General features: G+C 69.9%; 10 protein-coding genes. 4 read left to right on the top strand and 6 right to left on the bottom strand.

The window, feature by feature from the left end; genetic code table 11:
* Position 1: 1 nt before the first annotated feature.
* The 3 genes from EYA84_RS03170 to EYA84_RS03160 all read right to left on the bottom strand — a co-directional run bounded on the left by EYA84_RS03170 (position 2) and on the right by EYA84_RS03160 (position 2,988).
* Complete coding sequence (locus EYA84_RS03170; RefSeq protein WP_161594893.1) at positions 2-985, bottom strand: NADP-dependent oxidoreductase; 984 nt, start codon at positions 983-985, stop codon at positions 2-4.
* A gap of 225 nt (positions 986-1,210) precedes the next feature.
* Complete coding sequence (locus tag EYA84_RS03165) at positions 1,211-1,879, bottom strand: TetR/AcrR family transcriptional regulator (RefSeq protein WP_131051482.1); 669 nt, start codon at positions 1,877-1,879, stop codon at positions 1,211-1,213.
* A gap of 137 nt (positions 1,880-2,016) precedes the next feature.
* Positions 2,017-2,988: an aldo/keto reductase gene (locus EYA84_RS03160; protein ID WP_131051481.1), complete on the bottom strand. Its 972-nt coding sequence runs from the start codon at positions 2,986-2,988 to the stop codon at positions 2,017-2,019.
* A 108-nt stretch (positions 2,989-3,096) separates the two neighbouring features.
* Between EYA84_RS03160 and EYA84_RS03155 the strand changes: the two genes are divergently transcribed.
* On the top strand, positions 3,097-3,606 hold the full coding sequence (locus tag EYA84_RS03155; protein WP_131051480.1) for a MarR family winged helix-turn-helix transcriptional regulator: 510 nt from the start codon (positions 3,097-3,099) through the stop codon (positions 3,604-3,606).
* 61 nt (positions 3,607-3,667) lie between these two features.
* On the opposite strand, the gene EYA84_RS03150 is transcribed toward EYA84_RS03155, so the two are convergent.
* From EYA84_RS03150 to EYA84_RS03140, 3 genes are read right to left on the bottom strand one after another with little or no spacing between them, the layout of a single operon-like run.
* Positions 3,668-5,158 (bottom strand): CoA-acylating methylmalonate-semialdehyde dehydrogenase, encoded by a 1,491-nt coding sequence (locus EYA84_RS03150; protein ID WP_131051479.1) that lies wholly within the window; start codon positions 5,156-5,158, stop codon positions 3,668-3,670.
* A 50-nt stretch (positions 5,159-5,208) separates the two neighbouring features.
* Positions 5,209-5,655 (bottom strand): dimethylsulfonioproprionate lyase family protein, encoded by a 447-nt coding sequence (locus EYA84_RS03145; protein WP_131051478.1) that lies wholly within the window; start codon positions 5,653-5,655, stop codon positions 5,209-5,211.
* The gene (locus EYA84_RS03140) at positions 5,652-6,440 is read right to left on the bottom strand and encodes a cupin domain-containing protein (RefSeq protein WP_131051477.1); all 789 of its coding nucleotides are present in this window, start codon (positions 6,438-6,440) and stop codon (positions 5,652-5,654) included. The genes EYA84_RS03145 and EYA84_RS03140 overlap by 4 nt, the downstream gene beginning before the upstream one ends.
* Positions 6,441-6,795: 355 nt before the next feature.
* Here EYA84_RS03140 and EYA84_RS03135 point away from each other — a divergent pair, with 355 nt between their 5' ends.
* From EYA84_RS03135 to EYA84_RS03125, 3 genes are all read left to right on the top strand, one after another.
* Positions 6,796-8,409 (top strand): ABC transporter substrate-binding protein, encoded by a 1,614-nt coding sequence (locus EYA84_RS03135; protein WP_131051476.1) that lies wholly within the window; start codon positions 6,796-6,798, stop codon positions 8,407-8,409.
* Between the two features lie 121 nt (positions 8,410-8,530).
* Entirely contained in the window at positions 8,531-10,591 is a 2,061-nt protein-coding gene (locus tag EYA84_RS03130; RefSeq protein WP_201272280.1) for a hydantoinase/oxoprolinase family protein, read from the top strand.
* A partial coding sequence (locus EYA84_RS03125) for a hydantoinase B/oxoprolinase family protein (protein WP_131051474.1) occupies positions 10,588-12,474 on the top strand: 1,887 nt, incomplete at its 3' end. The genes EYA84_RS03130 and EYA84_RS03125, both read left to right, overlap by 4 nt.

Raw genomic sequence — 12,474 nt, 5'->3', positions numbered from 1 at the left:
ATCAGGTGACGGGCACCTTCGCCGACGCCTCGTCAGGCTCGCTGTCCTGGCGGTCATCAATGACCCGTACGACGACTTTGCCTTTGGCCCGGCGGGTCTCGACCCTGGCGAACGCCTCCGCCGCCTGGTCGAAGCGGTAGGTGCTGTCGATCTTCACCGGTAGGGTGCCGCTGTCGACGAGCCTGCCCAGATCACGCAGGTCCTGTCCGCTGGGACGCATGGACAGGAACCGGTAGGTGAAGTCTCCGGCGCGTGCGCGCCGCCGGGGCACGAGTGTGGCGAGCCACAGGGCCGTCTCGAGGGCTGCGGCACGCCAGGCGGGCATCGGGTAGTCGTGCCGGATCGATCCGGGCGTCGGGGTCGAGGTGATCGTCACGAACCGGCCGCCAGGGGACACCAACTCCAGCAATGCGGTCATCTGAGGACCGCCGACGAGGTCGAAGATCCTGCTGAACTGCCCATGGGCGGCGTCGGCGCCTCGGGATCGGTAGTCGATGACCTCGGCGGCGCCGAGGTTACGCAGGAGCGGTTCGGACGCGGCGGAGGCGGTGGTCACGACGTGGGCGCCGGCCTGGGCGGCGAGTGCGGTCGCGAACATGCCCACCATGCTGGAGCCACCGGTGATGAGTAGCCTGTCGTCGGCCTGGACCGCGAGGGCGTCGCGGATGGCCTGGAGGGCGGTGGTGCCGGCCAGCGGGACGGCCGCAGCGGCGGTGAAGTCGAGTGTGCGCGGCATCGGTGCGACCAGGTCTGCCTCGATGGCGACCTTCTCTGCCAGTGCGCCGAGGCGTGCCTTGTTGGTGCGGCCGAAGACGGCGTCGCCGACGGCGAGGCCCGTCACACGGGAGCCGATGGCCGACACGACGCCAGAGAACTCGTTCCCGGGTACGACGGGAAACCGCATCGGATTGGCGAACCGGAAGGTGCCGGAGCGTTGCAGGACGTCGATCGGGTTTAGGCCGACCGCGCGGGTGTCGACGACCACGTCGTGGGCTCCCGGGACCGGGTCACTGCGGTCAGCGAGGCGGAGAACCTCCGGGCCGCCGAATCTGGTCAGCTCGTACGCGCGCAATGAAGGTCTCCAGATCGGGTCGATGTCTGTCTCGGGGCAGACGGCGTGCTGCCCAGGCGAGGTCGGGCGGGCACCGGATCGACGGCGTGCCAGGCGCCGTCCGGAGAGGCGAGCCCACACCCGGGTTCGTGGACGACGTCAGGGGCGTCGTCGAGCACCGGGTAGCCATTGCCGTAGCAGCGCGTCGACATCGGCGCTGGTGGTCGGCGTGCCCAGATCGCTCACCTCCGGCGAGGCGCGCAGGCCGTCGATGAGTAGCCGCAGGTAGCGGGTGTAGGTCTCGGGGCGGACCTGTTGGCTGTGGTGCGCGACCTCACTGATCATGGTCAGCAGCACGGGGATGTCCTCGGCGGTGACGTCCGGACGCAACGTGCCCTCTGTGCGGGCCCGCTCGACCAACTGCCGGATGGTGGGCATGATCCGGGCACGGATCTGCGCCAGGTAACGCTCGTCGAAACCCGTTCCCAGCTCGACGTCGCGGACACCACGGTCGGTGGCGTGCAACTGCGCGGCACGGCACAGGAAACGCACAAGGCCGTCCCAGCCGGTCGGTGCGTGCAGCGCTGCCTCGATCGCTGCGGCATGCCGCTCCAGCCGCTCCTCGAGAGCGGCCGCGAGCAGCGACTCCTTGGTCGGGAAGCGTCGGTGGACGGTGGCGACACCGACGCCGGCCTGCTGGGCCACGTCGTCGTAGGTCGCGGACACTCCGCGCGTCGCGAACGTCTGGCGGGCGGCCTCGATGATGCGTTGCCGGTTCGCCTGCGCATCACGCCGCAACGCCCGGCCGGATCCCACGGACTCCTGCATGGGCCTCACCGTACCAAGTGGAATGGGCAATTCTACTTATGGGGTTCACCCCGCACGCGGTGCCAACCGGACGCCTGGGCCGGTGCGTTCCACCGGATCTACGCGATGAGCACGACCGCCCTGATCGGCCACTGTCCTCACCCTTCGATGCCGGCCATGTCGGCCGCGGCGTGTCGATCGCCGGAGGCCGGGGTCAGGTTGTTCAGGCGGGCGATCTGGCCGGCGGTGAGGCGGATGCCGTCGGCGGCGCAGTTCTCCTCAAGTCGGTCGACGCGCCTGGTGCCCGGAATGGGCGCGATGCCCTCACCCTGCGCGAGTAGCCAGGCCAGCGCGATCTGCGCGGGCGTGGCACCCACCTCGCCGGCGACGTCGCGGACCTCCTCGACGATACGCAGGTTGCGGGTGAGGTTGTCGCCGGTGAACCGGGGGTTGGTGCGCCGCCAGTCGGTGGCGTCCAGGCCGTCGAGGGAGCGGATGTCGCCGGTGAGGAAGCCGTGTCCGAGCGGCGAGTAGGGCACGAGGCCGATGCCGAGTTCCCGCAGCGTGCTCAGCACGGCGCCGTCGGGGTCGCGGGTCCACAGCGAGTACTCCGTCTGGACGGCGGCCACCGGATGCACCGTGTGGGCCCGGCGGATCGTCGTCGCCGACACCTCGGACAGGCCGATGTGGCGCACCTTGCCCGCGACCACCAGTTCGCGCAACGCTCCTACCGTGTCTTCGATGGGGGTGCCGCGGTCGACCCGGTGCTGGTAATAGAGGTCGATGTGATCGGTGCCGAGCCGTCGTAGGGAGCCCTCCACGGCCATGCGGATGTTGGCGGGGGTGCTGTCCGTTCCCGGTCTGCCGGTGTGCGAGACGAGGCCGAACTTGGTGGCCAGGACGACCTCGTCGCGGCGGCCCCTGATCGCGCGACCCACCAGTTCCTCGTTGGTGTACGGCCCGTACACCTCGGCGGTGTCCAGGTGGGTGGCGCCGAGGTCCAGAGCACGCCGGATCGTCCGGATCGACTCGGCTTCGTCGCGGCCGGCTCCGGTGTAGTAGGCCGACATTCCCATGGCCCCGAGGCCGACGCGCGAGACGTCGAGTCCGCCCAGTGAGGTGGTGTGCATTGCGTGGTCCTTCCCGGTCGATCCACCGGCGCCACCCGGCTAACTTGACGCTTCAAGTTCTACCTGCCTGAACTTGAAGCGTCAACAACTGACGCGTAGGGTGCCCTCATGACCAGGGAAGGGGCAGCGGCGAGGTCCACCGGAACCCGGTGGCTGAGTGACGACGAGCGGGCGGCATGGCTGGCCAACTCGGCGATCATGATCAGCCTGCCGGCTGCCCTGGACGCGCGGATGCAACGTGAGTCTGAGCTGACGTTCTTCGAGTACATCGTGCTCTCGGTGCTGTCCGAGGAGCCGGAGCGCACGATGCAGATGAGCCGTCTGGCAGCGCGGGCAGCGGCATCGCTGTCCCGCCTGTCGCACGTCGTCGGTCGGCTGGAGAAACGTGGACTGATCGCGCGCTCACGGATCCCCGGCGCGGGCAGAGCCACCAACGCGACCCTCACCGAGGCCGGCCACCAGGTTGTCGTGGCCGCGGCGCCGGGACATGTCACGGCGGTCCGCGAGTACCTGATCGACCAGCTCGAACCCTGCGACCTGGCGGCCTTGAACCGCATAGGGACTGCGGTCGAGGCCGCCATCAGCGCCACTGCCCCGTCCGGGACATCCGCGCCATAGCCGCGAGGGGCCGGATGCGCTGACCGGCGTAGAAAGGTCCGCGCCGGTCAGCGCCGACCGGTCAGGTGGCGGTGGGGAAGTGGAAGTCCGGGCGGGCCGTCGGGGTGGTGCCCGGCCACCTGGAGGTGACGACCTTGCCACGGGTGTAGAACGCCACGCCCTCCTGGCCGTGGATGTGGGTGTCGCCGAAGAGTGACGCCTTCCAGCCGCCGAAGGAGTGGTAGGCCATCGGCACCGGCAGCGGCACGTTCACCCCGACCATGCCGACCGAGACGGTACGCACGAAACGGCGGGCCGCCGCTCCGGCGGAGGTGAAAAGGGCGGTGCCGTTGCCGTACGGGTTGGCGTTGATGATCCTGATCGCCTCGTCCAGGCTCTCGGCCCGCAACACCACCAGCACCGGTCCGAAGATCTCCTGCTGGTACGCCTCCATGTCAGGGGTCACCCGGTCCAGCAGGCACGGGCCGACGAAGTATCCGTTGTCGTGGCCGTCCACCCGCAGGTCCCGGCCGTCGACGACCACTGTGGCCCCGGCCTTCTGCGCACCGTCGACGGAGGTGATGACGCGGTCGCGCGCCTCGTCGGTGACCACCGGACCCATCTGGGACGACACCTGGTCGCCGGGGCCCACCACGATGTCCGTGGCCTCCCGCCTGAGCAGGTCGACCAGTTCGTCACCGGCGTCGCCGACCGCGACCACGGCCGAGATCGCCATGCACCGTTGCCCGGCCGACCCGTACGCCGCCGAGGTGATCTGCCGTGCCGCCTCGGCCAGGTCGGCGTCGGGCAGCACCACGGCGTGGTTCTTCGCTCCGCCCAGCGCCTGCACCCGTTTGCCGGAGGCGGCGGCGCGTTGGTGCACGTGCCGGGCGACCGGGGTGGAACCGACGAACGACACCGCCGCGACGTCCGGGTGGTCGAGCAGCGCGTCGACCGCCTCCCTACCGCCGTGCACCACGTTGAACACGCCGTCGGGCAGGCCCGCGTCGGCGTAGAGCTGCGCGACGAGGTTCGACGCGGACGGGTCGCGTTCGCTGGGCTTGAGGACGAAGGTGTTGCCGCAGGCGATGGCGATGGGATGCATCCACATCGGCACCATCACCGGGAAGTTGAACGGGGTGATGCCGGCGCAGACCCCGAGCGGCGCGCGCAGGGAGTACGAGTCGACACCGGTGGAGACCTGGTCGGAGTAGGCGCCCTTGAGCAGCTGCGGGATGCCGCAGGCGAACTCGACGACCTCCCGGCCCCGGATCACCTCGCCGCGGGCGTCCTCGACGGTCTTGCCGTGTTCGGCGGTGACCAGCCTCGCCAACTCGTCCTCGTGCCGTTCGACCAGGTCACGGAAGCGGAAGAGGACCTTCGCGCGCTGGGACAGGGACACGTCGCCCCACGACTCGAAGGCCCGGGTGGCCGCCGCGACGGCCTGGTCGATCTCGGGCTGGGCGCCGATCGCGACCTGTGCCTGGGGCTCGCCGGTCGCGGGCTGGTACACGGTCGCGTACCCGCTGCCGGCGACGGACGCCCCAGCGATCCAATGTTCGATGCTGCGCACCCTCGTCTCCTTCGTCGATCCACGGTTGCGTCGATGTGCGGTGGGTCCGGCTAGAGCCACCTGGTGCCGATTCCCCGCAGGTCGGGGGTGCTGAAGGAGTACACGAGCTCCATGCCGTCGGCGCTGCCGGTCTCGATGGCGTGGGCGACGCCGGCGGGGATGTACATCGCGGTGCCCGGTCCCGCCTCGAACTCCTCGTCGGCCAGCGTGAACCGGGCCGTCCCGGAGAGCACGTAGTAGAACTCGGCGGAGTCGGCGTGCAGGTGCAGCGGGTGGGCCATCCCGGGTTCCATGCGGTAGACGCCGGTGAGGAACTCGCACTCCGGATCGCCGGTGGTGTCCCGGTCGACGAGACGGTGCACCAGTCCCTCGTCGTCGGGGTTGTGGTTGAGGGCGGAGATCAGTTCGTACTCCAGCTCGTCGCGGCGCACGACGAACGGCGGGCGCGGCGTCCCCGGTGCGCTGCGGCGGTGGCCCTCGTGGGGTAACCGGGTCACCGTTCGGCGTCCACGCTGGTGGCGCCGAGGGGGATCTGCGGGCTGGTGAGTGGTCCGTGGTGCTTGGAGAGGCAGATGGCCTCCCAGCCGGTGACCACGCCGTGGATGACGCCCGGCGCCCAGCACAGGTACTCACCGGCGTGGTACACGTGCTCCGGGTCGGTGGCGCACCAGCCGCCGAGGAAGAAGATCTCCTCGGTGCTGTGGTGGAACTCCAGGGCGGTCTTGGCGAACCTCCGGGGCAGGACGAACAGGATGGTGTCCTTGCCGCTCTCCTCGACCTTGCGCAGCCGGATGCACTGGGTGGGGACCTCGAGGTCGCCGTGGCTGCTGGTGTCGGTGACCCCCGCGAATGCCTCCCGCACCGGCTGCCAGTTGGCCTGGTCGAAGATGTCGACGGTCTCGCCCAGCGGTGTCGACGGTGCCGGTGGTGCGTCCGTGCGGACCTCGAAGGGGGAGTCGGTCCAGAAGATCAACGTGGCGCCGTGCTCCGACGAGATCGGGCCGAGTTCGGTGCCCGAGGGCAGGAAGAGGTAGTGCCCGGGGCGGCACTGGCGCCCGGCGATGGTCAGGTCGCCGTCGCGGACCAGCAGTTCGAGGTCGGCGCCGTTCCAGTGCGCCGGCATGTGCCAGCCGGGCGGGACGTCGACGACCAGCGTCTGCGCTCCGGTCTCCGGGTCGGCGTTGATCTCGCGGGTGAGAAGTCCGAAGGGCAGACCCGCTGCCCGCCACACGCGGTGCGGCACCTGATCGATGATGACCCGTCGCTTACCGGCATGAGTCACGGTGACCTCCTTCACGTTGAGGCGGATTGTATGTAATCCGTGGGAGGGCGTCTAGGTCCGCGAGTGGCACTCGCGCTGGCTTCGCAGCTAGTAGCTCTGGGCTCAGTGCGGCGCTAGGGTGTCGCAAAGTCCATGTATGCAAAGCCTGGCAGGGGTGCACGTGCTCCGGTGCGTGCGGGCGTCTGCCGTGCTGACCGTCGGGTGCCCGCTCCTGGCCCGTCGGGGTGGCCCCGATCTGGCTGAACGAGGCCTTGACAGCCGGCAACCTGTATACAAACATCGCATCCTGTGATCCGCTTCACCAAGTCAAGTACGCCTGATAAAGCAACCTTGCACACAATGTGGAGGTGTCGGCATGGGAACGACTTCCGTTCGGATGCGCGCCGTGGCGGCGCTCGCCGTGACGAGCCTGGTAGTCGCGGGCTGTAGTGGAAACGACGGCGACGACACGGACGCCGGCAGCAGCCAGGCGTTGACCGTCGCCGCGCCCGGCGTGGTCTCCAGCCTCGATTCCGAGCGCTACCAGGGCTTCATCTCGATCGACCTGCTACCCAACATCTCCGGAACGCTCGTGCGCTTCACCAAGCCCGAGGCCGGCGCGACGACCCTCCAGACCCCGGACCAGATCGAGCCCGAGCTCGCCGAATCCTGGGAGCTCAGCGACGACCGCAAGCAGATGACCTTCACCCTCCGCGACGCCAAGAGCCAGTTCGGCAACGCCCTCACCGCCGAGGACGTGAAGTGGTCCGTGGACCGCATGGTCAACAGCGAGGGCGTACCGATCGCCAAGATCCTCATGGGCATCGGCGGCTGGGACATCGAGAACCCGGTCACCGTCACCGACGACCGGACCGTCACGATCAACGTCGCTCAGCCGAACGCGGTCAGCGTCTCGATCCTGAGCACCTTCTTCATGACGATCTACGACTCGGTCGAGGCCAAGAAGCACGCCACCGGCGACGACCCGTACGCCTACAAGTGGCTGGGCGAGAACACCGCCACCTTCGGCCCGTACGAGGTGCGCTCGTTCGACCCGGGCAAGGAAGTCCGGCTCACCGCCAACAAGAACTACTTCCGGGGTACGCCCACGGTGACCGACGTGGTGGTGCGTGCCGTCGCCGACACCTCCAACCGGCTCCAGCTGGCTCAGAGCGGGCAGGTCGACGTCGCCAGCGCGCTCACCTTCGACCAGCTCTCCTCGCTGGAGAACAGCGACGGCGTCCGGCTCGAACGGGTGCTCTACCCCAACATCGACGTGCTGGTGCCGAACCTCAAGGCCGAGCCCTTCGACGACAAGCGGGTCCGCGAGGCCATCTCCTACGCCGTCGACCGCACGGCGATCGTCGACTCCGCGTACCAGGGGTACTCCACGGCGTCGAGCGACTTCATCCACGACGACTTCGGCGCCCCGGCGGCGGCGCAGCCCTTCACCCACAACATCGACCGGGCCAAGCAACTGCTGGCCGAGGCCGGCCTGCCCAACGGCTTCCCGATGGAGCTGGCCTACAACGCGGCCAACGTCGGCGCACACAGCGAACAGGTGGCCGTCCTGCTGCGGTCGCAACTGGCCAAGGTCGGCATCGAGGTCAAACTGAACAACGTCGCCTCCGGCGCCGACTTCGACGCCGCCAAGCGCGAGGGCAAGCTGCAGAGCTGGTTGGCCACGAGCACCCCGCTGGTGCCCGACCCCGCCTACTACCTGCAGGTCTTCTACTCCACCGGCGGCCTGACCAACCTGCAGAACTACAGCTCCACGACCGTCGACGGGCTGTCCCGGCAGATCCTCGAGACCCAGCCCGGCCCCGAGCGGGAGGCGTTGGTCAAGCAGGTCAACGACTTCATGGTGGGGGACATGCCGGCCATCCCGCTGGTCGACTCCCAGAAGTTCTACGCCTTCCGCGACGGTGTGACGGGCTTCGTCAGCTACTCCCAGGGCCACGTCAACTACTACGACATCTCCGTCTCCTGACCCGGCCGGCGTCCCCGGTGCACACGCCGGGGACGCCGACCGGCGGGGCCCACACCCGGTCCCCGTCGGGCCGACGACGACGTTCCGAGACAGCTGACGTTCCCGAGAAAGCAGGTCGTTGATGTACCGACTTGGAGTCGACGTCGGTGGCACGTTCACGGACGTCCTTCTGATCGAAGAGGCGACCGGCAGGACCCGCCGCACGAAGGTGCCCTCCACGCCGCAGGACCAGTCCGTCGGCGTCGTCGAGGGCGTGACCCGGGTCCTCGCCGACGCCACCGCCCGCGCGGCCGACATCCGTCAGTTCCTGCACGGCACGACCGTGGCCACCAACGCCGTCCTGGAACGCCGGGGCGCCCGGGTCGGCCTGATCGTGACCGTCGGCTACCGGCAGGTCCTGCACATCGCCCGGTCGTTCGTGCCCGGCGGACTCGGCGGCTGGATCGTCTGGGACCGACCCGCCGAACTGGTCGCACTGGAGGACGTCCGCGAGGTCCGGGGCCGCCTGGACGCCCGGGGCACCGAGATCGACCCGCTGGACGAGTCGGCCGTGCGGGCCGCCGTCCGCGACCTGGTCGACCGGGGTGTGGACGCCCTGGCCATCGGCTTCGTCAACTCCTACGCCAACCCCGCCCACGAACAGCGGGCCGCCGAGATCGCCGCCTCCGAGGCACCCGACGTACCGGTCTCCACCTCCGCCGGCGTCCTGCCCGAGCTGGGCGAGTACGAGCGGACCCTGACCACCGTCGCCAACGCCTACGTCCGGCCCGGCGTCGGCGCCTACCTGCGCAACCTCAGCAGCAAACTGGTCGCCGAAGGACTGGTCGGCGACCGCCGGGTGCTGCGCTCCGACGGCGGACTGATGACCTTCGAACGGGCCGAGGACATCCCGGTCAGCCTGCTGATGAGCGGACCGGCCGGCGGCGTCGCCGCAGCGGTGGCCCTCGGACCGGCCGCCGGTTTCCGGGACCTGCTCACCCTCGACATGGGCGGCACCTCCACCGACGTCGCCCTGATCGAGGACGGCACCCCGGTCATCCGCCGCGAGACGACCGTGGCCGACCTCGCCGTCCGATCACCCTCGATCGACGTACAGACCGTCGGCGCCGGCGGCGGCTCCATCGCCCACGTGCCCGAACTGACCGGCGCGCTCCGGGTCGGCCCGGCCAGCGCCGGCGCCCTGCCCGGACCGGCCACCTACGGTCGCGGCGGCGTCCTGCCCACGGTCACCGACGCCAACGTCGTGCTGGGCTACCTGCCGCACGCGCTGCTCGGCGGCGCGATGCCCCTCGACGTGGAGAAGGCCCGCACCGCCGTCGGCACCGTGGCGACCAGGCTCGGCGTGACGGTGGAGGCCGCCGCCGCCGCGATCATCGACATCGTCAACGAGAACATGCTCGGCGCCCTGCGACTGGTCTCGGTGCAGCGCGGCTACGACCCGAGACGCTTCGCCCTGTTCGGTTTCGGCGGTGCGGGCCCCCTGCACGCCAATGCCCTGGCCAAACTCCTCGGCTCGTGGCCGGTGGTGATCCCGCAGTCCCCGGGGGTGCTCTGCGCCTACGGAGACGCCTCCACCGGTGTGCGCGCCGAGGCGAACAAGTCACTGGTCCGCCCCCTCGACGACCTCGACGAGACGCACCTGCGGCGCGAGTTCACCGACCTGGCCGCCCAGATCGACACCGAGTTCGACCGGGCCGAGGTGCCCGCCGAGGCCCGGACGGTCCGCTTCGAGGCCGACGTGCGCTATCACGGGCAGGGCTTCGAGGTCCCCGTCGGCGTCCCGGCGTCCGGCCAGGAGCCGCTGATCCCCACGCTGCGCGACGGTTTCGACGAGGCCCACCGACGCCTGTTCGGCTTCGCCCTCGACGAGCAGCACGAGATCGTCAACATCCGCGCGGTGGGGGTCTCCGACGCCGAACGGATCAGACCCGTCGAGATCGAGTCGGGCGACCACGACGCCTCCCGCGCGGTCATCGGCCGCCAACGCGTGTACGTCGACGGCGGCTGGCAGGAAGCGGCCCTCTACGACCGCACCGCCCTGCGTGCCGGCGACGAACTGCGCGGGCCCGCGATCGTGGTCGAGATGGATTCCACCAGCCTGGTCCTGCCGGGCTGCGTCGCGCGCGTCGACAGGCTGGGCAACCTGCTCATCCTGCCCGCCGAGGAGAAAGGGCTCCGATGAGTGCCGTCATCGTCGAGACGACCCGGCCCCAGCGTCCGGTCGAGGTCGAGACCGCTGTGCTCGACATCGTCGAGAACGCACTGCGTAACGCCCGTTTCGAGATGGACGCGGTCGTCCTGCGCACCGCGATGTCCCCGGGCATCCGCGAACAGAACGACGCCTTCCCGCTGATCGCCGACCGCAAGGGTCGGATGGTCGCCGGACAGTTCGGCTCCTTCATCGACGGCTTCCTCTCCGGCTACGACGGCACGGTGGAGGAGGGCGACGTCTTCTTCACCTCCGACCCGTACGCCTGTGACGGCGCGATCAGCCACGCCAACGACTGGCTGGTGCTGCTGCCGATCTATGCCGACGGGACGTTGGTCGGCTGGGCGGCGATGTTCGGCCACATGAGCGACGTCGGCGGCAAGGTGCCGGGAAGCCTCCCGACCGACGCGGTGTCGATCTTTGAAGAGGGCGTCATCGTCCCGCCGGTGAAACTGGTCCGGGGCGGAACGCTCGACCAGCAGCTGCTGGACACCGTCCTGAACCAGGTGCGCCTGCCGAACTGGAACCGGGCCGACCTCAACGCGGTGCTGGCGTCCTGCCGGACCGCCGAGACCCGGGTCCGGGAACTGTGCGAGCGCTTCGGCCTGGACACCTACCTATCGACGCTGGACCTGCTGCTGGAACGCAACCGGCAGGCCATGGCGAAGCTGTTCCGGCAGGTCGTGCCCGAACAGCCGGTCACCTTCGAGGACTACATCGACGACGACGGGCGCGGCAGCGGGCCGTTCCGCATCCGGTGCACCCTCTGGCGCGACGGCGACCGGGTGGTACTCGACTTCACCGGCACCAGCGACCAGGCCGAGGGCTCGATCAACTTCCTGTTGAACGAGAACGTGCTGCGGATGTTCTTCGGCGTGTACACCATCATGGCCGTCGACCCGTTGATCATGTTCAACGACGGGTTCTATCCACTGGTCGACGTCCGCATCCCCGAGGGCAGCCTGCTCAAGCCCCGACGACCGGCGGCACTGTCCTGCCGGACGCACGCCCTGGGCCGCCTCTTCGACGTCCTGGCCGGGCTGCTCGGCCAGTGCCAGCCGGACTTCCTCTGCGCGGCCGGCTTCTCGTCCAGCCCGCACCTGATGTACTCCGGCCTGGACCGCTCCGGCACCTGGTTCCAGCTCTACCAGATCGGCTTCGGCGGGGTACCCGCCCGACCGATCGGCGACGGCTTCGACGGCCACTCGATGTGGCCCTCGTTCACCAACGTGCCGAACGAGTACCTGGAGGCGTACTACCCGCTGCGCATCGAGTCCTACGAGTCGATCCCGGACTCCGGCGGCGCCGGCCGCCACCGCGGCGGCAACGGCATCCGGGTGGGCTACCGGTTCCTCGAACCGGGCGAGGTCTCCATCCACGACGACCGGTGGTTCACCAAACCCTGGGGTGTGCTGGGCGGTGAGCCGGGCCAGCGCGGCACGAAGATCCTGGAACGGGCCGACGGATCGCAGCAGACCGTGCCGGCCAAGTGCGACCACGTCGGCGTACGCCCCGGCGACCTGCTGCACTTCGTCACGTGGGGTGGCGGCGGCTGGGGCGACCCGCTGGAACGCGACCCGGACCAGGTGCGCCACGACGTCGAACGGGGACTGGTCACCGTCGAGGGCGCCCGCCGCTACGGGGTGGTCCTGGTCGGCGACCGCGTCGACGAGGAGCAGACCCGCAGACTCCGCGCCGAGATCGCCGCGAACCGTGCGGAGCTGCCCCGCTTCCACCGCGGCGGCACGGTCGAGGAACTGCGGGCCCGCTGCCGGACCGAGACCGGCCTGGAACCGCCCCGCGAACCGGCACCCAGCCGCGCGTCCGCGCAGCCCACCGGCGGCACCGGACCCGGC

The organism is Verrucosispora sp. SN26_14.1 (assembly GCF_004307965.1).
Classification (GTDB): Bacteria; Actinomycetota; Actinomycetes; order Mycobacteriales; family Micromonosporaceae; genus Micromonospora.
The sequence above is the reverse complement of the archived record's forward strand: the minus strand, read 5'-3'. Positions and strand labels throughout refer to the sequence as shown.